Raw genomic sequence first — 19,478 nt, forward strand, 5'->3', positions numbered from 1 at the left:
GGGGACAACCATGTTTTCACTCCACCGCCGCCTGACGGCCGGCCTCGCCGCCGCGCTTTTCCTCGCCGGTTCCTCGCAGGCCCTGGCCGCGCCGGCACCGGTCAAGTTCGATGCGCCCCTGCGCATCATCGTGCCGTTCAGCCCCGGCGCGCTCATCGACATCATTGCCCGCATCTACGCCGAGAAGCTCGGCCCGCTGCTCGGCCAGCCGGTCGTCGTCGAGAACAAGCCGGGCGCGGGCGGCCTGGTCGGCGCCCAACGCACGCTGAACGAGCCGGTGGACAAGAACACCATGCTGTTCGTGTCCTCGTCCTACGTGGTCATCCCGGCGGTCAACGACAAGATGCCGTACGACACGCTCAAGGATTTCTCCGGCATCTCCGCGATCGCCTCCTCGCCCACCCTGGTCGTGCTCAACCGCAAGAGCCCCTATGACAGGCTGGGCGACTTCGTCGAGGCGGCGCGGCGGCCGGATGCCCGCTTTACCTACGGCTCGGCCGGCGTGAATTCCGCGACCGACCTGGTGGGCCGCTACTTCAACCAGGAAGCACGCGTCCATCTGGAACACATCCCCTACAAGGGCGTGCAGGAGGGCGTGGCCGAAGTGGCGGCCGGACGCGTCGACGTGTCGTTTCCGCCCATTGCGCTGGCCCTGCCCTTCATCCAGTCGGGCCAGCTGAAGGCGCTTGCCGTCACCAGCCCCAAGCGTTCCGCGCTCCTGCCCGACACGCCCACCGTCGCCGAGATCGGCCTGGGCGATTTCGACTACAGCATCTGGTACGGGGTGGTGATGAACGCCAAGACCTCCCCCGCCGTGAAACAAGCGCTGGCCGACGCCATCGCGCAGGTCAGCCGCGACCCCGCGGTCCAGGAGCAGCTGACGCGCCAGGGCCTGGTGCCGGACAACCGTCAGCTCAAGGTCTTCGACGAGTACATCGCGCGCGAGATGGACAAGTTCAACAAGATCCTGAAGGCCACCCCCTAACCGCAATGCATTGAAGGAGAATCACATGAAGAACATGACGGGCGGCCAGGCGGTCGTCGCGGCGCTCGGCGCCCAGGGCACCGACCACGTATTCGGCCTGATCGGATCCGCGGGCATGGAGATATTCGACGCCCTGTACGACGCGCGGGACATCCGCTTCATCGGCGTGCGCGACGAGCGCACCGGCGTGCACATGGCCGACGGCTACGCCCGCGCATCGGGCCAGGCGGGCGTATTCCTCGCGGGGCAGAACGGCCCGGGCGCGACCAACCTGGTGACCGGGCTGGCCCAGGCCCACGCCGCGTACTCGCCGGTGGTGGCGCTGGGCGGCTCGCTGTCCTCCGCGCACATCTACCGGGACGCCTTCCAGGAAGTCGACCAGCAATCGCTGTTCAAGCCCATCACGAAAAAGACGTACACGCTCACGCAGACCGCCCGCATTCCCGAGATGGTGGGCGAAGCGTTCAGGACCGCCCTGTCGCCGCGGCGCGGCCCCGTCATGCTCAACCTGCCGCGCGACCTGCTGGCGGATGCGCTGGAAACCTCGGCCTACGGCGAGTTCGAGCGCGCCCAGGTATTCGACGCGCTGACGGCGCCGCGCGCCGTGCTGGAACAGGCGGCGCAGATGCTGGCGCAGGCCGAACGGCCGCTGATCGTGGCCGGCGGCGGCGTCAAGAACGCCCGCAGCCAGCGCGCCGTGCTGGCGCTGGCCGAACGCCTGAACGCGCCCATCGCCATGTCGCCCGGCCACGGCGACGCGATCTCCTGCCACCATCCGCTGTATGCCGGGCAGGTCGGGCCGCGCGGCAATGCGGTGGCCTCCGACCTCGCCAAGCAGGCCGACGTCATCCTGGCGCTGGGCACGCGGCTCGGCTTCAATACCACCTTCTACCAGCGCGACAGCCTCAATCCCGCCGCCAAGCTGATCCAGGTGGAAATCGAGCCCACCGCCCTGGGCCGCTTCTTCCCCGTGCACGTGGGCATCCTGGGCGACGCCGACACCGTCGCCCAGGACCTCGTCGCCGCGCTGCAAGGCCTGCCCGCCCATCCCGGGAGCGCGGCCTGGGCCGCCCGTTTCGCCGAACAGCGTCGCGCGCTGCTGGAGCAGCGCGACCAGGCCGCCGGCGCGGCCGCCGATCCGCTGCAACCGGCCTTCCTGTTCAAGACCCTGCGCGAAGTGGCGCCCGACGACGCCATCTACACCATGGACGCGGGCACGCTCTGCCTGCAGGCCACCGACCAGATGCGCTATGCGCAGACGCCCGCGCTGTTCACGCCGCTGGACTTCGGCCTGGTGGGCTTCTCGTACGCCTGCGGCCTGGGCGCCAAGCTGGCGCAGCCGCAGCGCACCGTCATCAGCCTCATGGGCGACGGCGGCTTCGGCATGGCGTGCAGCGAGATCGGCACGGCGGTGGCCAACGGCATCAACACCGTCTGCCTCGTCATGAACAACGGCTGCTGGGGCGCGGAAAAAGCCTATCAACGCGACTTCTTCGACCAGCGCTACCTGGGCGCCGATGTGCCCAATCCGCCCTACGACAAGCTGGCCGAGCTGTGGGGCGCGCAGGGCTTCCGCGTGGACCGCGCGGCCGATCTGGCGCGCACCGTCGATGCGGCCATACGCTGCGGGCGGCCCGCTGTAGTCGATATCCAGGTCGATCCCAACGCGCTCTACAGCTTCCGTAGGGACTCCTTCAAGAACCGCGCAAAGTAATCATGACAGCAGAACAATTCGACTACATCGTGGTCGGGGCCGGCTCCGCGGGCTGCGTGCTGGCCAACCGCCTGAGCGCTTCGGGCAAGCACCGCGTGCTGCTGCTCGAAGGCGGCGACGAGGACCGCAACCCGTGGATCCACATCCCCTTGGGCGTGGGCAGGTTGCTGACCAACGAAAAGGTGGTCTGGCCCTTCAAGACCGAGCCGCAGGCCAACCTCGCGGGCCAGCAGATCTATTGGCCGCGCGGCAAGGTGCTGGGCGGCTCCAGCTCGGTCAACGGCATGGCCTACGTCTGGGGCGATCCCGCGGAATACGATAGCTGGGAGCAGACGTTCGGCATCAAGGGCTGGGACTTCCAGACCCTGCTGCCGTATTTCGGCAAGATCGAGAACAACCCCTATTCCCGCAATCCGCTGCGCGGACGATCGGGGCCGATCCGAATCACGGACCGAGCCGCGCGCGATCCCGACCGCATCTCGGACGCCTACATCGCCGCATGCCGCCAGGCCGGCATCGCGCCGACCGAGGACTACAACGCGGTCAGCTACGAGGGCGTGCGCTATCTGGAACAAAGCGCGCACGCGGGCCGGCGCTGCAGCGCCGCCGTCGGCTACCTGCGGCCGGCGCGGCAGCGGACCAACCTGGTCGTGCGCACGCGGGCCTTCGTGCGCCGCCTGCGCTTCGACGGCCTGCGCTGCACCGGCGTGGAATACGACTGGAACGGCGCCACCCGCGCCGCCAGCGCCCATCGCGAAACCGTGCTCTGCGCCGGCGCCGTGCAATCGCCTCAGCTGCTGGAACTGTCGGGCGTCGGCGACGCGGCGCGGCTGCGGTCGCTGGGCATCGACGTGGTGCGCGACCTGCCCGACGTGGGCGAACACATGAGCGACCACCTGCAAGTGCGCTGCACGTACCGCTCGTCCATCGCCGAAACCATCAACGACATCATGCGCAGCCCATACCACAAGGTGAAGGCGGCGCTGCGCTATCTCGTCGGCCGCAAGGGGCTGCTGGCGGGCACGTCCTCGACCGCGCATGCGATCACACGCAGCGCCGCCGGCCTGCCGCAAGCCGACGTCATGATCCGCATCTATCACATCAGCGGCAAGGACCGCTATTCGCGCGACGGCGTGGGCGGCATCGACAAGTTCCCCGGCTTTTCCATCGGCGGCTTCATGCTGTATCCCCGCTCGCGCGGCAGCATCCATGCCGTTTCCGCCGACCCGCGGACCGCGCCCGCCATCAATCCGAACTACCTGCAGGATCCCCACGACCGGGCCACGGCCATCGCCATGCTGCGCCTGATCCGCGACATCGCCGGGCAGGCCGCGCTGCAACCGGTCATCGTGCAGGAAGAACGGCCGGGGGCCGCCGCGGTCTCGGACGCGGACCTGCTCGCCTACGCCCGCCAGACCGGCCAGACCGCGTGGCATACCGTCGGCACCTGCCGCATGGGACGGCCGGGCGAATCCGTGGTGGACGAGCGGCTCAAAGTGCATGGCCTGCAAGGGCTGCGGGTGGCCGACATTTCCGTCATGCCCACCATCGCCTCGTCCAACACCAACGCCCCCGCCATGATGATCGGCGAGCGCGCGGCCGAATTCATGCTTGCCGACGCCGCCGGCTGACCCGACCCTGGAGCCTCGACCATGCCAGACAAGAACCGCCCGCCCATCGCCACGCCGCAGTGCGAAGCGCATATCGCCAAGGGCGACTGGAACCCGCTCTGGGACCAGCTGCGCGCGCTGGACCCGGAGTTCATGGAGGCCTACCTGGCCTTTCGCAGCGTGCCGCAACGCAACGGCCCGCTGCCGCAGAAATACAAGGAGCTGATCCTCGTGGCCATCAACGCCGCCACGACCCACCTGTACGCCCCGGGCGTGCGGCGCCACATGCGCAACGCCCTCAATGCGGGCGCGACCCGCGAAGAGCTGCTCGAAGCAATCCAGCTCACCACCGTCATGGGCATCCATTCCTGCAACCTGGCGATTCCCATCCTCATGGAAGAAACCGGCGGCCAGCCGCCCGCCTGAGCCACGCGCATGCGCAGGCCTTCCTGCGCGGGGCGGCGGCGCCGGGCCGCCCCATTGCGCCGACCGCGATTCGCAGGCACCCGCGGTTCATCGTCGGCCCGCTTCTCCGCCCGCTTCTCCGCCCGCTTCTCTGACCGCTTCTCTGCCTGCTTGCCGGCCTGCTTGCCGGCCCGCTTCCCGTCCCCCATCTCCCCTCCCTTTTCCCGGTCCCGCCAAGCCTCGCGGGTATTCCCTCATTGTTCGGCTTATTTTTATACATACAATCCATTTTTAATCGCTAAGCCAATTTTGAATTCAACGTCACAAGCCGCGAAAGGCATCGCCGCCGGCGGCTTTCCCCCACGAGCAGGAGTCGTACCGATGTGCAAGATCCACATTGAAAACCGGGGCGCAGTGCGGCTCCTGACCATCCAGAACGAGCGCATCCGCAATGCGTTCAGCGGTTCCATGGCGGAGGACCTGCTCGCGGCATTCGACGCCGCCGACACCGATGCCAGCGTGCGCGTCGTGGTGGTGACGGGCGCGGGCGACCTGGCCTTCTCCAGCGGGCACGACCTGAAGGAACTGGCGTCCGGCCAGCATGCGCAGAGCACCGTGGGCGAAGCGCCCTTCGTACGGCCCCTGACGATGCGCAAGCCGGTCATCGCGGCCGTCAACGGCCATTGCTGGGCCGCCGGCTTCATGCTGGCCCTGTCCTGCGACCTGCGCGTCGCCAGCGAAAACGCCGTCTTCGGCTCGCCCGGCGCGCGCCTGGGCATCCTGCCCGAAGGCGGCCAGTTGTACCGCCTGCCGCAGCTGATCCCGCCGGCGCGCGCCCTGACCATGATGCTGACCGCCGAACCCATGGATGCCGCCGAGGCGGCCCGCTGCGATCTCGTCTCGCGCCTGGTGCCGCCCGGACAGGCGCTGGCCGCGGCGCTGGAGTTGGCCCAGACCATCGCCGAACGTTCGCCCGCCGTCGTGAGCGCGGTGAAAGTGGGCATGAACCTGGGCCTGTGGGAAGGCAGCGAAAAGGCTTCGCAGTACGAAGCGCAGATGGCGCTCACGCTGCACAGCGGCGCCGATGCCCGCGAAGGCATCGCGGCATTCCTGGAAAAACGCGCGCCGCGATTCGCCGACGCGTCCTGACCCGTCTCCGTCCAACCCACCTGGGAGCAAGCATCAAATGGCGTCGACCCATCCCCTGCATCGGCTGTTCGAACCCCGTCACGTGGCCCTGCTGGGCGTATCCCGCGACACCGGCAAGGCCGGCTACAAATTCCTGCGTTCCCTGGTGGACGCCGGCTACCAGGGCAGGATTTCCCTGCTGGGCCGGCAGGCGGGCGAACTTGAGGGCCTGCCCATCCACACCCGCGCCGATCAGTTGCCCGGCGACATCGACGTGGCCTTCAACCTGCTGGGCCCCGCGCAGACGCCGGAGGTGCTGAAGGCCGTGGCGGCCCGCGGCGCGGCCTTCAGCGTGGTGTTCACCTCCGGCTTCGCCGAAATGGGCGCGGCCGGCGCAGCGCTGCAGGAAGACATGGTGCGCGCCTGCAATGCCAGCGGCATGCGCATCGTCGGGCCGAACTGCATGGGCCTGTTCAACCTGCACCTGGGGCTGAACCTCACCGAGATCAGCCCGCTGCCCGCGGGTCCGATCGCCATGGTTTCGCAAAGCGGCAACGTGGGCGTCACCCTGTGGGACCAGGCGCGCAAGCACGACGTCGGCTTCTCCTGCTTCGTGGGCTTCGGCAACCAGGCCGACATCCCCATGCACGAGTACATCGACTACCTGGGCCAGCACGAGCCCACCAAGGTCATCACGGTCTACCTGGAAGGCCTGCGTCCGGGTTCGGGCGACGCCTTCTTCGAGACCTGCGCGCGCGTCAGCCGCGTCAAGCCCATCGTGGTGCTCAAGGGCGGCCGCACCGACGCCGGACGGCGCGCCGCGGAATCGCACACCGCCTCGCTGTCCTCGTCGGAACGCGTCTACTCCGCCCTGTTCGAGGAGGCCGGCATCGTCGAAGTCCAGCAGATGGAACTGATGCTGCCGGTGGCCGAGGCCCTGATGCGCTGCCCGCCCATGCGCGGCGACGACGTCGCCATCGTGGGCTCGGGCGGCGGCCATTCGACCGTCTGCACGGACGAGGTCGAATCGATCGGCCTGCTGGTTCCCGCCTTCTCGGACGGCCTGCAGGAAGAGCTCGGACGGCGGCTGCCCGAATGGGCGCCCAAGCGCAATCCGGTCGACATGACCGGCGCCTACACCAAGGATCCCAGCCTATTCGCCACCCTGACCGAGCTCGTCATCGAGCGCGACCCGCGCTTCAGCGCCGCGGTCAACTACGGGCTTTACGGCCTCTGGAAGGACGGCCAGGTCGCCGAAGACAGCAAGTACGACTACGTCAGCGCGGCGCCGCTCATCGGGCAGCTGCAAGCCCGGCTGGACCGCCCCATCATTTTCTACACGCCCTACGCGGACCGCCCCCACGCCTCCTTCACCGCCATGCGCGAGGCCGGCGTGCCCTGCCTGGAATCCGTCGCCGCGGTGGGCGCCGCGCTGGCCGCCCTGCGCAAGCGCGGCCGCTTCCTGGCCCGCGCCGCCGAAACGCCCGCGACGACGCCGCGCCCGCCCGTCTCGGCCGGCAACCCGGCCCTGGACGATTACGCGACCGAGGTCGGCGCCTATGCCCTGCTGGCGCGCCACGGCGTCCAGACGCCCGAGGTGCTCACCGCGCAAACGCCCGCCGAGGCCGCGGCCCTGGCCGACAGGCTGGGCTACCCCGTCGTGCTCAAGGGCGTGCTGCCCGGCGTGGCGCACAAGAGCGACGTGGGCGGCGTGCGCACGGGCCTGGGCGACAGCGGCTCGCTGCTGCGCGCCGCCGAACAGATGGCGGCGGACGTCGAGCGGGCGCTCGGCGCCGGCGCGCTGGCCGGCTACATGGTCACCCGCGACCTGGGCCGCCGCCGCGAACTGATCGTCGGCGTGCGGCGCGACGTCTCGCTCGACACCCTCGGCCTCATCGGCCTGGGCGGCGTGCTGACCGAGGCGCTGGACGACGTGGCCGTGTGCCTGCTGCCCGCGACGCCGCAACGCGTGGAACGCGCGCTGTCCCGGCTCAAGAGCGCCCGCGCCTGGGGCGCCTTCCGCGGCGAGCCGGCGGTGCCCGCGCAGGCCGTCGCCGACTTGCTCAACCGCCTGCAATCCGCCCTGCTCTCCGACGATGCGATCGACAGTGTCGAGTGCAACCCCGTCATGGTGGTGGATGAACAGGTCATCCCCGTCGATGCCGCGATCGCGGCGCACAACAAGGAGTGAACGTGAAAATCGAAATGCCCTTGCAGGAAATGCGCGATGGGGTGCTGACCATCACCCTGAACCGCCCTGAAAAACTCAATGCGCTGACCCCTGAGATCTATACCTTCATCGGCGACCGCGTCACCCAGGCCAGCAGCGATCCCGAGTGCGTGGCGGTCGTGCTGCGCGGCAACGGCCGCGCCTTCTCGTCCGGCTTCGACCTCAAGCTGGAGATGGGCGAGCGCACCCACGAAGACAAGCTGCATGCGCTGCACGAAGTCGCCAACCGCGCGCGCTGGGCGGTCTGGAACTGCAAGAAGCCCGTCATCGCCGGCATCCACGGCTATTGCATGGGCGGCGCCTTCGAACTGGTGCTGCCCTGCGACTTCACCATCGCCACCGAAAGCTGCCGCCTGGGCGAGCCCGAGATCCTGTTCGGCGCGGGTCCGGCCTTCATGATGGTGCCCTGGATGGTCAACCACAAGACCGCCAAGGACATCCTGCTGACCGGCCGGCAGTTCACGGCGCCCGAGGCGCTGCGCATGGGCATCGTCAGCACCGTGGTGCCCGACGACGGCCTGGACGCCGCGGTCGACAACCTGACGCAGACGCTCAGCCGCCTGCCCTCGGCCGCCCTGCGCATCACCAAGGCGGGCATCAACCGCGCCTACGAAACCATGGGCATGGGGCCGCACATCAACAGCTGGGTCGAGGCGGCCGCCTACCTGTCGTACATCGACGACGCGGCGCGCAGCGAATTCCAGAAGCGCGTGATGCAGGACGGCCCGGGCGCGGGCATCGCCTGGCGCACCAGCTACTACAAGACCGGCAACGCCTCCTAGGACCGAGACGGCAATGATCCACCTCATCGGAAAACAACTGTTGCTGGGATTCTGCGTGGTGATCACGGCGATCACGCTCACCTTTTTCATGGTGCGCCTGAGCGGAGACCCCACCACCCAGATCCTGCCGCAGGATGCCACCGCCGAGCAGCGCGCCGCGCTGCAACGCGAGCTGGGGCTGGATCAGCCCGTCTCCACGCAATACTTCCGCTACATCCTGGGCGCCGCCCACGGGGACTTCGGCCGGTCGTACTTCGACGGCGACACGGTCACGTCCATCATCATGCGGCGCCTGCCCAACACGGCGCTGCTGGCGGGCGCCTCGCTGGCCGTGGCGCTGGTCCTCGCCATCCCGCTGGGCGTGCTGGCGGCCACCCGGCGCGGCGGCCCGCTGGACCGCTCGGTGCAGGTGGTCAGCGTGATCGGCGCGTCCGTGCCCTCGTTCTGGATGGCGCTGCTGATGATCCAGATCTTCGCCGTCGGGCTCGGGTGGTTTCCCACCTACGGCATCGGCGGCTGGCAGCACCTGGTGCTGCCGGCCGCCACGCTGGCGCTCTACGTTTTCCCCAGCGTCGCCCGGCTGACCCGCTCTTCCATGCTGGAAGTGCTGCCGTCGGGCTACGTAAGCGCGGCGCGCGCCAAGGGCATGCCGGAGCACCGGGTGATTTTCCGCACCGTCATGCGCAACGGCATCGTGCCGGTGCTGGCGCTGATCGCCCTGGAGATCGGCACGCTGTTCGGCGGCGCCGTCCTCACCGAAACCGTCTTCTCCTGGCCCGGCATCGGCCGGCTCGCCATCGAATCCATCCAGCGGCGCGACTATCCCATCATCCAGGGCGTGGTGGCGTACGTCGCCGTGATCTTCGCGTCCATCACGGTGCTGGTGGAAATCGTGATCCGCATGGTCAACCCCCGACTGAGGCAGCAATGATGAAGAACGCAATGACGATGGGGCCGCTGCAAGGCATGCGGCGCGCGCTGGCCGGGCAGCCGGTCATCATCGTGGCCGCCGCGATATTCATGCTGCTGGTGCTGGCGGCCGCGATCGGCGGCGAGGCGCTGGCCCCGCACGACCCCACCTACCAGGACCTGGGTGCCCGCCTGCTGCCGCCTGGCGCCATCGGGCCCGAGGGCCGCTACTGGCTGGGCACCGAAGCGCTGGGGCGCGACGTGCTGTCCATGCTGATCACCGGCGCGCGGCCCGCGCTGTTCGTCTCCATCGTGGCCGTGTTCCTCGCGGCCGCGGCCGGCATCTGCGCGGGCGTCTGCGCCGGCTACCGCGGCGGCCGGCTGGCGGACGTGCTGCTCTATCTGTCCAACATCCAGCTGTCGTTTCCGTTCTTCCTGCTGGCGATCACCATCGTCGGCATCCTGAGGCCCAGCGTGCCGCTGGTCATCGGCGTGATCGCCCTCGGAAGCTGGGTGCCGTTCGCGCGGGTCACCTACTCGGACACCACGCAGATCAAGGGGCTGGAGTACGTCGAGGCCGTGCACGTCATGCGCGGCACCACCCTGCGGGTGCTGGCGCGCCACATCCTGCCCAACGTGCTGCCCAACGTCCTGGTGCTGTCCACCTTCGCGCTGGGCACGGCCATCGTGATGGAGAGCGGCCTGAGCTTCGTCGGCCTGGGCGTGCCCACCGACACGCCGACCTGGGGCCGCATGCTCAGCGAAGGCCGCGATTACATGCAGACCGCCTGGTGGCTCACCGTCATCCCGGGCGGCTGCATCTTCCTGCTGGTCCTGTCCATCAACGTGCTGGGCGAGCAGTTGCGGGATTACTCCGATCCCAAGCTGAACCGGGGCTAGCCCGGCCGCTAGTGTCTTTCCTCCTACCGCAGCATCCCATTCCAAACCCAAGGGGATTCGCCATGAAGATGTCCGCAGTATTCGCAGCCACACGATCGTTCGGCGCCGGCGCGCGCTGGTGCCGCGGCGGCCTGCTCGCCGCCGCCCTGCTGGCCGGGGCCGGCGCCCACGCCGCGCCCGACGCGGAAGTCCGCATCGCGCTCAGCGGCGGCATCGACCTGCTCGATCCCAGCCGCACGGCCAACGGGCCGGACGTGGCGATCATGACCCAGATCTACGAAACCCTGCTGGTCCTGGACCGGCAGACCGGCCAGCTCAAGCCGCACCTGGCCAAGTCCTTCGAACTGAAGGAGCCCACGCTGTGGGAGTTCAAGCTGCGCGACGACGTGAAGTTCCATGACGGAACGCCGCTGACGGCGCAGGACGTGAAGTACTCGCTGGACCGCCTGCTGACGCCCACGCTGAACTCGCCGCACTACTCCCAGATCGCCTCGATCTCGGAGGTGAAGGTCGTGGACGAGCACACCGTGCAGATCCGCACCAAGACGCCCGACCCGCTGCTGGGCCGCCGCATGCAGCCCATCGGCGGCAGCGGCCGCGTCTTCATCGTGCCCAAGCATTACTTCGAGACGCACAGCAACCAGGAAGTCAACGACAAGCCCATCGGCACCGGCCCCTATAGGCTGGCCGAATGGCGCAAGGGCACTTCCCTCACGCTGGAGCGCAACCCGGACTACTGGGGCCCGGCGCCCGAGGTCGCCCGCGGCCGCTATACCTTCGTTCCCGAGAACTCGACGCGGGTCAATGCCCTGCTGCAAGGCGAGGTGGACATCATCCAGCGCGTGCCGATCGCCGACGTCGAGCGCATCGAGAAGGCCGAGAACGCCAAGATCGTGGCCAGCATGAACGGGCTGGTGCAGACCCTGCTGCTGGATTCGCGCAAGCCCCCGTTCAACGACATCCGCGTGCGCCAGGCCTTCGTCGCCTCGCTGGACATCAATAACGTCGTCACGCACCTGCTGGGCAAGTACGGCCGCGTGCTGGCCACGCCGCTCGCGCCGAACGTGGTGCAGGTCGACAAGAGCATCCAGCCCTACCGCCCCGACCGCAAGCTGGCCAAGCAGCTGATGGACGGCAAGACCGTGGCGCTCAACACCTATACGTCCGACGGGCGCTACGTGGCCGACCGGGACATCTACCAGGCCATCAATGCGCAGCTGGGCTCGACCGGCTTCAAGATCTCGCCGCAGGTCATGGAATGGGGCCGCCTGATCGGCATGATGCAAAGTCGCAGCGCCGGCCCGTTCTACATCATCGGCTGGGACTTCGGCGAAGGCGACGCCAGCAAGATGAACTCGTTCCTGAATTCCAACTCCGCGCTCAGCATCACCGCCGATCCCGAGTACGACCGCCTGGCCGAGCAGGCCAGCGCCGAAATGGACGAAGCCAAGCGCACCGAACTCTGGAAGCAGGCCCAGAAGCTCGTGCACGACCGCTACTACATCGCCGCCGTGTGGCAGGCGGCATCCGTCTACGGTTTCTCGAAGCGGCTCCAGTGGGAAGCGCTGGACGGCGACAACTTCGACCTGGCCACCGTGAAGGTGGTCCGGAAATGAACGGCGCGATCCTGCCGTCCGGCCCCGCGGCGCCGATCCTGTCGGTGTCGGCGCTGAACGTGGCCTTCCGCGGCGCGGCGGGCGACGTCCAGGTGGTCCGGGACATCGCCTTCCAGGTGCGGCGCGGCGAGATCTACGCCGTCATCGGCGAGTCCGGCTCGGGGAAGTCCACCCTGGTCCAGGCGGTGATGGGCCTGCTCCAGTCGCAGGCCCGCACGACCGGCCGCATCGAACTGGACGGGCAGGACGTCCAGGCCCTGCCCGCCCGCGCCCGGCGCCGCCTCTGCGGCGAGCGCATGGCGCTGATCAGCCAGGACGCGCTGGCCGCGCTGAACCCCTGCACCACCGTGGGCTACCAGATCGCGGAAACGTTGATGGTCCACCGGGGCACGCCCAAGCGCGACGCCTGGGCGCGCGCGGTGGAACTGCTGGGCCTGACCGGCATCCCCTCTCCGGCCGAGCGGGCGGGGCAGTATCCGCACCAGTTCTCCGGCGGCATGCGCCAGCGCGCCCTGATCGCCATGGCGCTGGCGCTGGAGCCCGACCTGCTGATCGCCGACGAGCCCACCACCGCGCTGGACGCCACCATCAAGGCGCAGATCCTGCAACTGCTGCTGCGCCTGCGCGACCAGCTCGGCATGGCCATCCTCATCGTGACCCACGATATGGGGGTGGTGGCCAAGATGGCGGACCGGATGCTGGTGATGTACGCCGGCCGCGCCGTCGAGATGGGGCCGGTCATGGAGGTCTTCGACGCTCCCTCGCATCCCTACACCCGCGCGCTGCTCAACGCCATGCCGCGCCTGGACCACACCGGAGAGCCGTTGCAGGCCATCGTGGGCGCGCCGCCCTCGCCGCAGCGGCTGCCGCCGGCCTGCGCCTTCCACCCGCGCTGCCCGCTCGCCGTGGCGCGCTGCGCCCAGGTGTCGCCGCCCGCGATCCGCTTCGGCGACGGGCGCGAATCGCTCTGTCATTTCACGCCCGAGGAGGTTGCCCATGCCCAGCCCGCTTGAACCGGCAGCGACCGGCCCGGCGGCCGTTCCGGTCCTGCAGGCGCAGGACCTGGGACGGACCTACCGCATCCCGCGCCCCTGGCCGTCCGCCCCCCTGCTGCTGGACGCGGTGAACCACGTCAGCCTGACCCTCGCCCGCGGCGCCACCCTGGGCATCGTCGGCGAATCCGGCTGCGGCAAGTCCACCCTGTCGCGCATGCTGGTGGGACTGCTGCCGCCCACCAGCGGCCAGCTGCGCATCGACGGCCAGGACATCTCGCGCCTCAAGGGCCCGCGCTGGCGGGAAGTAATGCGCGAGGTGCAGATGGTGTTCCAGTCTCCGTACACGGCGCTGAACCCGCGCCTGACGATAGGCGAGATCGTGCGCGAACCGCTGGACATCCACGACGCCGCGCTACCGCGCGCCGAACGCCAGGACCGCGCCATGGCCATCCTGGAGAAGGTCGGGCTCAACGCCGACCATGCCCGGCGCTATCCGCACGCCCTGTCCGGCGGGCAGCAGCAGCGCGTGGGCATCGCCCGCGCCCTGGTCCGCCCCACCAAGGTCGTGATCTGCGACGAACCCGTCTCCGCGCTGGACGTCTCGGTGCAGGCGCAGGTCATCAATCTGCTGCGCGACCTGCAGGCCGAGCTGGGGGTGTCCTACGTATTCGTGTCGCACGACCTCAGCGTGGTGGCCAACATCGCGCGGGACATCGCCGTGATGTACATGGGGCGCGTGGTGGAACTGGGCGCCGCCCGGGACGTGCTGGGCGCGCCGCGGCACCCCTACACCCAGGCCCTGGTGGACAGCGCCAACACCCCCGATCCGCGGCGCGAGCGCGAGCGCAGCCCGCGGGTCCTGACCGGCGAACTGCCCAATCCGATCAACCCGCCCAGCGGCTGCCGCTTCCGCACGCGCTGCTGGATGGCGCGCGAGGCCTGCGCGCAATCGGCGCCCGAACTGGTGGCCCGCTCGGGCTCGCCGCAGCGCGTCGCCTGCCATTTCGCCTGAGCCCAGGCAAGGAGACTTTCATGAGCGCACAGCCCGCAAGCTCCCTGAACGTGGCCGTGGTCGGCGCCGGCGTGATGGGCGCCATGGCCGCGTGGCGGCTGGCGCGGCGCGGCGTGCCCGTCACCCTGTTCGAGCGCCACGCCCCCGCGCACGACCGAGGCGCGGCCGGCGGCGACACCCGCATTTTCCGCGTGGCGTGCAAGGAAGGCGCGGCGCACGTGCCCCTGATCCGCGCCGGCCTGCCGTTATGGGCCGAGCTGGAAGCCGCGTCCAACCGCAAGCTGCTGACCCGCACGGGCGTGGCCTCCATCGGCCTGCCGGGGCACGACAGCATGCGCGCCACGCTGGCCACCGCCCGCGAACTCGGCCTGCCGCTGGAAGTCCTGGACGGCGCGACCGCCGCCGCGCGCTATCCCCAGTTCTGCGTCGCATCCGACGAATGCCTGTACCTGGATCCCGACGGCGGCGTGATCCGCGCCGACCACACGGTGCTGGCGGCCGTGGCGCAGGCGGAATCGCTGGGTGCCCGGCTGCGCGCCGGCACGGCGGTCCGGGCCCTGGAGCCCGATGCCGGCGGCGTCACGCTGCGCACCGACCACGGCCCGGAGCGATACACCCACGTCGTCGCCGCGCCCGGCGGCTGGGGCCACCGCCTGGCGGCGCTGTCCGCGCTGCCGCTGACCCCGCGCCGCATCGCGCTGTCGTGGTTCGCCGCCCCCGACATGACGCCGTTCGCCGGGGACCGCGCCCTGGTCATGATGCGGGTGTTCCCGGACGGTTACTTCAATTGCTTTCCCAGCGCCGACGGCGCCACCCTAAAGGGCAGCTGCAACGCCGGCGGATGGCCGGCGGTGGACGATCCCGACGCCCTGCCCCGCGACCTGCCCGAGGCCGAGCTGGCCCGGCTGCGCGCCGCCGCCGCGCAAAGCCTGCGCGGCATCTACCTCGACCCGGTTCGCGTCGGCATCTACATGGACGCCTTCACGCCGGACGGCGAAGGCCTGCTCGGCCCGCTGGACCCCGCCGGCAGGCTGATCGTCGCCTGCGGCTTCTCGGGCCACGGATTCAAGTTCGCGCCGGCCATCGGCGAAGCCGCGGCCCGGCTGGTGCTGGACGGCCGCGCCGGCCTGCCCGTCGCCCATCTCGATCCCACCCGCTATCTGCATTGAGGAATCCCGCATGGAATACACCCAGATCTACATAGACGGCCGCTGGCAGGCCGCCACCGGAACCGCGACGACCGAAGTGGTCGACAGCTACGCCGAAACGCCTTTCGCCACGCTGCGCGCGAGTTCCGCGGCGGACGTCGATCGCGCGGTCGACGCCGCCCGCCGCGCCTGGCCCGGCTGGTCCGCCCTGCCCGCCGCACAGCGCGCCGAGCGGCTGCGCGCCGTGGCGGATGCGCTGGAAGCGCGGACCGACGCGCTGGCCGACGCCATCATGCGCGAGGTCGGCATGCCGGCCAAGCTGGTCAAGCGCATCCAGGTGGCCGCGCCGATCGCGGCCTGGCGCCGCTACGCGGCGCTGTGCGAAGACGCCGAGCGCGTTTCCCGCCTGGGCCACTCGCTGGTCCGCCGCGTGCCGGCCGGCGTGGTCGCCTGCATCACGCCCTGGAACTATCCGCTGCACCAGATCACCGCCAAGGCGGCCGCCGCGCTGGCTGCCGGCTGCAGCGTGGTGCTCAAGCCCTCCGAAATCGCGCCGCTCAGCGCCTTCCTGCTGGCCGAGGCGATCGCCGAAGCCCGGCTGCCGGACGGCGTCTTCAACCTGGTCCACGGCGCCGGCCCGGACGTGGGCCAGGCGCTGGCCGGGCATCCCGGCATCGACATGGTGTCCTTCACCGGGTCCACCCGCGCCGGACGCGAAATCGGCGCGGCGGCCGGCGCCGGGTTGAAGCGGCTGAGCCTGGAGCTGGGCGGCAAGTCCGCCGCCATCGTGCTGCCGGGCGCCGACCTGGCAACGGCCGTCAAATCCACGCTGGCCAGCGGCTTCCTCAATTCGGGCCAGACCTGCTCGGCGTATACCCGCCTGCTGGTCCCCGCGGCCGACTATGCCCGGGCGTGCGACCTCGCCGGCCAGTACATCGGCGCCTACGCCATGGGGGATCCGGCGGACCCCGCCACCCGGTTGGGGCCGCTGGCCGGCGCCGCGCAGCGCCGGCGGGTCCAGGCCATGCTGGAGCAGGCGCTGGCCGGCGGCGCCCGGATCGTCGCCGGCGGCCCGCAAGCGTGCCCGCCGCCCGCGCGCGGCTATTTCGTGGCCCCGACGGTGCTGGGTTCGGTCGCGCCGGATGCCGCGATTGCGCAGGAGGAGGTCTTCGGCCCCGTGCTCGTGCTGCTGCCCTACGACACGCCCGCCCAGGCGATCGCCATCGCGAACGGCACGCCTTACGGGCTCGCCGCCTCGGTCTGGGGCGCAAGCGCGGAAGAGGCGTATCGCGCGGCCCTCGGCCTGCGGGCCGGCCAGGTGGAAATCAACGGCGCCCCCTTCAACCCCGACGCGCCCTTCGGCGGCTTCGGCCAGTCCGGCATGGGCCGCGAGAACGGGCCGCATGGGCTGGAGGAATTCACCGACACCATCTCCTGCCAGCTTCCACCCGATTATCCGGGCCTGCAACAGCCCCACGCCTGAAAGGACCCCGCATGGACTACGCCGAACTCCACTACCAGCGCGACGGCTGGACCGCGCTCATCACGCTGAACCGCCCGCAGCAGATGAACGCATTGACCCGCCGGCTCGAAGCCGAGCTGCGCCACGCCATCGAACGGGCCGGCGCCGACCCCGCCGTGCGCGCCGTCGTGCTGACCGGCGCGGGCCGGGCCTTCTGCGCCGGCATGGACATGGCCGAACTGGCGGAACTGCCCCCCGAGGACATCCGCGACCCGGCCCGGATGCGCCCCTTCGACATGAGCCGCCGCCCCGATTACCAGACGCGCTATTCGTACTTCCCCGCCTGCCCCAAGCCCGTCATCGCGGCGGTCAACGGCGCGGCCGCCGGACTGGGCCTGGTCATGGCGCTCTACAGCGATTTCCGCTACGCCAGCGCGCAGGCCGTCTTCACCACCGCCTTCGCCCGGCGCGGGCTGGTCGCCGAGCACGGCATCGCCTGGATGCTTCCGCGCATCGTCGGCCATGCCTGCGCCACCGACATGCTGATGAGCTCGCGCCGCGTCGACGCGGCCGAGGCGCTGCGCATCGGGCTGGTGAACCGGGTCGTGGAGGCGGACGCCTTGCTGGAACAGGCCCTGGCGCTCGCCGCCACCCTGGCCACGGAGGTTTCGCCCCGGTCGCTGCGGGTCATGAAGCGCCAGCTGTGGGAAGCGCCGTTCCAGGACCTCGCCGGCGCCGTGCGGCTGGCCAACGACGAGATGGTCGACAGCCTGCGCAGCGCCGACTTCCAGGAAGGCGTCGCGCACTTCGTCGAAAAGCGGCAGGCCGCGTTTACGGGACAGTAAAATGCGGCAGCGTCGAGGCCGGCGGCAGCCACGGGGCGCCGGCAGCGCACGCGCCTCGTGAAAGGACATTGCGTGACACAGAACAAGACCATCGCCGCCCAGAAGGCGGAAATCGATCCGCAGGACGACATCCCCACGTCGCTGCGCTTCGAGGAAATGCTCGGCCACAAGAGCCTGGACCGCTCGCTGCCCAAGCGCGAGCGCACCCGTTACCTGTTCCTGACCATCACCGCCCGCTGCGTCCAGGAAGAACCCCAGCGCAATCCCACCGTGGAATTCGTGCTGGACCAGTCGGGCCTGTCGCGCGGCACCTTCTACAACCACTTCAAGGACGTGGACGACTGCATCTTCGAGATGCTCAGCCTGTTCCTGGAATACATCGAATCGGCCCGCGTCAGCAACTCGCGCAACCTGTCCACCTACGAGGCGATCCTCGAAGCGAACGACTGGTACTGCCGCGCCTACGAGGCCAACGCCAACCTGTACGCCGCGGTGCATCGCAACGCGGCGATCACCAAGCTGCGCGAAGACCGCAACGCCAACTGGACGATGAAAGTGCTGCACGTGTCCGAGCGGCGCCGCGGCCGCGCGTTCACGAAGCTGCAGCGCCGGGAATACGCGGGCATGATCCGCATCCTGATCACCATGACCATCGATACGCTGCGCGAACGCTTCGTCAACCACGACATGCTGCTGACCGAAGCCTTCCCCACCGCCCGCAGCCTGGCCGCCAAGGTCAGCGACCTCTGGTACCGCACCATGGCGGAATACGAAGCGCTGGACTGAGCGCGGCGCCCGCCGCGATCAGGGCTTGCGCCCGCCCGGACGCGCCGGCGGCTGGGCATGCAGGTCGCGCGCCGCGCCGCCGCCGAAAGGCGCCAACGCGCGCGGCGTGGGCGGCGAGGTGGAGATCTGCCGGGCCGTTTCCAGCATCATGGGGATGAAGCGCGAAAGCGCGCGCTTGACCGTCCACTTCGAGGCCGACACCGACAGCTGCAGGCCCGCCACCACGCGCTGGTTCAGGTCGTAGACCGGCACCGCCAGCGCCAGGTCGCCCCGGTAGTACTCCTCCTTGCAGTAGGCGTAGCCCTGCTCGCGGGACTCGCGCACCTGCGCCATCAGTTCGTCCAGGTCGGTCAGGGTATTGGAGGTGTACTTCACGCGCTCGCAGGCCGCCAGCGCCGCGTAGGCTTCCTCGTCGCTCAGCCCCGCCAGGTACACGCGCCCGGTCGACGAACAGTACATCGGGATGCGGCGGCCCACCGGCATGTGCACCAGCAGGCGCAGGGGGCTGGGAAAGCGGCCGATGTAGATCATGTCCTGCCCCGCGGGCTCGGCCAGGTTGACCGTTTCGCCGGCGTTGCGGTTGAGTTCGAGCAGGAACGGATTGGCCCGGTCCAGCAGCGGATGGGATTCGAGATAGCGGCAGCCGCTGTCCAGCGTGCGCGAGGACAGCGAATAGCGCTTGGTGACCGGGTCTTTGTTGAGCAGGCCCAGCGCCTCCAGCGTGAAGGCGAAACGCTGCGCGGCGCTGCGAGTGATCCCGGCCGCCGCGGCGATTTCCGGCAGGCTCATGGAGGCGCGCTCGGCGGTGAACGCATCCAGCACGGCGATGCCGGTGGCGAGCGATTGGACGTACAGCGTAGAGGATTCCGGGTTCATGGATCGGGGATGGCGGCAGCGGCCGCGGTCACAATTATTCGATACGCACAGATTGCATTCCAATTCAAATGAATG

General features: G+C 69.7%; 17 protein-coding genes. 16 read left to right on the top strand and 1 reads right to left on the bottom strand.

Annotation, left to right across the window (positions count from 1 at the left end; genetic code table 11):
• The first annotated feature begins 10 nt into the window (after nucleotides 1-10).
• The 16 genes from ADE01S_RS15855 to ADE01S_RS15930 all read left to right on the top strand — a co-directional run bounded on the left by ADE01S_RS15855 (nucleotide 11) and on the right by ADE01S_RS15930 (nucleotide 18,527).
• A complete protein-coding gene (locus ADE01S_RS15855) occupies nucleotides 11-985 on the top strand; it encodes a tripartite tricarboxylate transporter substrate-binding protein (RefSeq protein ID WP_062682683.1) in 975 nt (324 codons plus the stop codon).
• A gap of 25 nt (nucleotides 986-1,010) precedes the next feature.
• Nucleotides 1,011-2,699, top strand: a complete 1,689-nt coding sequence (locus tag ADE01S_RS15860) for a thiamine pyrophosphate-binding protein (protein WP_062682684.1) — start codon at nucleotides 1,011-1,013, stop codon at nucleotides 2,697-2,699.
• A gap of 2 nt (nucleotides 2,700-2,701) precedes the next feature.
• Entirely contained in the window at nucleotides 2,702-4,330 is a 1,629-nt protein-coding gene (locus ADE01S_RS15865) for a GMC family oxidoreductase (RefSeq protein WP_062682685.1), read from the top strand.
• Nucleotides 4,331-4,351: 21 nt separating this feature from the next.
• The gene (locus tag ADE01S_RS15870) at nucleotides 4,352-4,735 is read left to right on the top strand and encodes a carboxymuconolactone decarboxylase family protein (RefSeq protein ID WP_062682686.1); all 384 of its coding nucleotides are present in this window, start codon (nucleotides 4,352-4,354) and stop codon (nucleotides 4,733-4,735) included.
• A gap of 360 nt (nucleotides 4,736-5,095) precedes the next feature.
• Nucleotides 5,096-5,863: an enoyl-CoA hydratase/isomerase family protein gene (locus tag ADE01S_RS15875; RefSeq protein ID WP_062682687.1), complete on the top strand. Its 768-nt coding sequence runs from the start codon at nucleotides 5,096-5,098 to the stop codon at nucleotides 5,861-5,863.
• Nucleotides 5,864-5,900: 37 nt separating this feature from the next.
• Nucleotides 5,901-8,033 (top strand): acetate--CoA ligase family protein, encoded by a 2,133-nt coding sequence (locus tag ADE01S_RS15880; protein WP_062682688.1) that lies wholly within the window; start codon nucleotides 5,901-5,903, stop codon nucleotides 8,031-8,033.
• 2 nt (nucleotides 8,034-8,035) lie between these two features.
• Nucleotides 8,036-8,854, top strand: coding sequence for an enoyl-CoA hydratase/isomerase family protein (locus ADE01S_RS15885; RefSeq protein ID WP_082775813.1), 819 nt, complete (start codon nucleotides 8,036-8,038; stop codon nucleotides 8,852-8,854).
• Between the two features lie 13 nt (nucleotides 8,855-8,867).
• Nucleotides 8,868-9,785 (top strand): ABC transporter permease, encoded by a 918-nt coding sequence (locus ADE01S_RS15890; RefSeq protein WP_062682689.1) that lies wholly within the window; start codon nucleotides 8,868-8,870, stop codon nucleotides 9,783-9,785.
• Nucleotides 9,782-10,663, top strand: coding sequence for an ABC transporter permease (locus ADE01S_RS15895; protein WP_062682690.1), 882 nt, complete (start codon nucleotides 9,782-9,784; stop codon nucleotides 10,661-10,663). The genes ADE01S_RS15890 and ADE01S_RS15895 overlap by 4 nt, the downstream gene beginning before the upstream one ends.
• A gap of 62 nt (nucleotides 10,664-10,725) precedes the next feature.
• On the top strand, nucleotides 10,726-12,279 hold the full coding sequence (locus ADE01S_RS15900; RefSeq protein WP_062682691.1) for an ABC transporter substrate-binding protein: 1,554 nt from the start codon (nucleotides 10,726-10,728) through the stop codon (nucleotides 12,277-12,279).
• Nucleotides 12,276-13,292 (top strand): ABC transporter ATP-binding protein, encoded by a 1,017-nt coding sequence (locus tag ADE01S_RS15905; RefSeq protein ID WP_062682692.1) that lies wholly within the window; start codon nucleotides 12,276-12,278, stop codon nucleotides 13,290-13,292. Before ADE01S_RS15900 ends, ADE01S_RS15905 begins: the two co-directional genes overlap by 4 nt.
• A complete protein-coding gene (locus ADE01S_RS15910) occupies nucleotides 13,276-14,286 on the top strand; it encodes an ABC transporter ATP-binding protein (RefSeq protein WP_062682693.1) in 1,011 nt (336 codons plus the stop codon). The genes ADE01S_RS15905 and ADE01S_RS15910 overlap by 17 nt, the downstream gene beginning before the upstream one ends.
• 20 nt (nucleotides 14,287-14,306) lie before the next feature.
• Nucleotides 14,307-15,455: an N-methyl-L-tryptophan oxidase gene (gene solA / locus ADE01S_RS15915; RefSeq protein WP_062682694.1), complete on the top strand. Its 1,149-nt coding sequence runs from the start codon at nucleotides 14,307-14,309 to the stop codon at nucleotides 15,453-15,455.
• A gap of 10 nt (nucleotides 15,456-15,465) precedes the next feature.
• A complete protein-coding gene (locus tag ADE01S_RS15920) occupies nucleotides 15,466-16,917 on the top strand; it encodes an aldehyde dehydrogenase family protein (RefSeq protein ID WP_062682695.1) in 1,452 nt (483 codons plus the stop codon).
• Between the two features lie 11 nt (nucleotides 16,918-16,928).
• A complete protein-coding gene (locus ADE01S_RS15925; protein WP_062682696.1) occupies nucleotides 16,929-17,741 on the top strand; it encodes an enoyl-CoA hydratase in 813 nt (270 codons plus the stop codon).
• Nucleotides 17,742-17,813: 72 nt separating this feature from the next.
• Nucleotides 17,814-18,527, top strand: a complete 714-nt coding sequence (locus ADE01S_RS15930; RefSeq protein WP_043546099.1) for a TetR/AcrR family transcriptional regulator — start codon at nucleotides 17,814-17,816, stop codon at nucleotides 18,525-18,527.
• A gap of 18 nt (nucleotides 18,528-18,545) precedes the next feature.
• On the opposite strand, the gene ADE01S_RS15935 is transcribed toward ADE01S_RS15930, so the two are convergent.
• Complete coding sequence (locus ADE01S_RS15935; RefSeq protein WP_062682697.1) at nucleotides 18,546-19,403, bottom strand: IclR family transcriptional regulator; 858 nt, start codon at nucleotides 19,401-19,403, stop codon at nucleotides 18,546-18,548.
• Between the last annotated feature and the right edge of the window lie 75 nt (nucleotides 19,404-19,478).

The organism is Achromobacter denitrificans NBRC 15125 (assembly GCF_001571365.1).
Classification (GTDB): domain Bacteria; phylum Pseudomonadota; class Gammaproteobacteria; order Burkholderiales; family Burkholderiaceae_B; genus Achromobacter; species Achromobacter denitrificans.

What these genes read in the sequence shown, in the direction of transcription:
- ADE01S_RS15865 (WP_062682685.1), top strand. Translation starts at nt 2,702, where the DNA reads ATGACAGCAGAACAATTCGACTACATCGTGGTCGGGGCCGGCTCCGCG.
- ADE01S_RS15935 (WP_062682697.1), bottom strand. Translation starts at nt 19,403, where the DNA reads ATGAACCCGGAATCCTCTACGCTGTACGTCCAATCGCTCGCCACCGGC.
- ADE01S_RS15900 (WP_062682691.1), top strand. Translation starts at nt 10,726, where the DNA reads ATGAAGATGTCCGCAGTATTCGCAGCCACACGATCGTTCGGCGCCGGC.
- ADE01S_RS15875 (WP_062682687.1), top strand. Translation starts at nt 5,096, where the DNA reads ATGTGCAAGATCCACATTGAAAACCGGGGCGCAGTGCGGCTCCTGACC.
- ADE01S_RS15870 (WP_062682686.1), top strand. Translation starts at nt 4,352, where the DNA reads ATGCCAGACAAGAACCGCCCGCCCATCGCCACGCCGCAGTGCGAAGCG.
- ADE01S_RS15880 (WP_062682688.1), top strand. Translation starts at nt 5,901, where the DNA reads ATGGCGTCGACCCATCCCCTGCATCGGCTGTTCGAACCCCGTCACGTG.
- ADE01S_RS15925 (WP_062682696.1), top strand. Translation starts at nt 16,929, where the DNA reads ATGGACTACGCCGAACTCCACTACCAGCGCGACGGCTGGACCGCGCTC.
- ADE01S_RS15920 (WP_062682695.1), top strand. Translation starts at nt 15,466, where the DNA reads ATGGAATACACCCAGATCTACATAGACGGCCGCTGGCAGGCCGCCACC.
- ADE01S_RS15860 (WP_062682684.1), top strand. Translation starts at nt 1,011, where the DNA reads ATGAAGAACATGACGGGCGGCCAGGCGGTCGTCGCGGCGCTCGGCGCC.
- ADE01S_RS15890 (WP_062682689.1), top strand. Translation starts at nt 8,868, where the DNA reads ATGATCCACCTCATCGGAAAACAACTGTTGCTGGGATTCTGCGTGGTG.
- ADE01S_RS15905 (WP_062682692.1), top strand. Translation starts at nt 12,276, where the DNA reads ATGAACGGCGCGATCCTGCCGTCCGGCCCCGCGGCGCCGATCCTGTCG.
- ADE01S_RS15895 (WP_062682690.1), top strand. Translation starts at nt 9,782, where the DNA reads ATGATGAAGAACGCAATGACGATGGGGCCGCTGCAAGGCATGCGGCGC.
- ADE01S_RS15910 (WP_062682693.1), top strand. Translation starts at nt 13,276, where the DNA reads ATGCCCAGCCCGCTTGAACCGGCAGCGACCGGCCCGGCGGCCGTTCCG.
- solA (WP_062682694.1), top strand. Translation starts at nt 14,307, where the DNA reads ATGAGCGCACAGCCCGCAAGCTCCCTGAACGTGGCCGTGGTCGGCGCC.
- ADE01S_RS15855 (WP_062682683.1), top strand. Translation starts at nt 11, where the DNA reads ATGTTTTCACTCCACCGCCGCCTGACGGCCGGCCTCGCCGCCGCGCTT.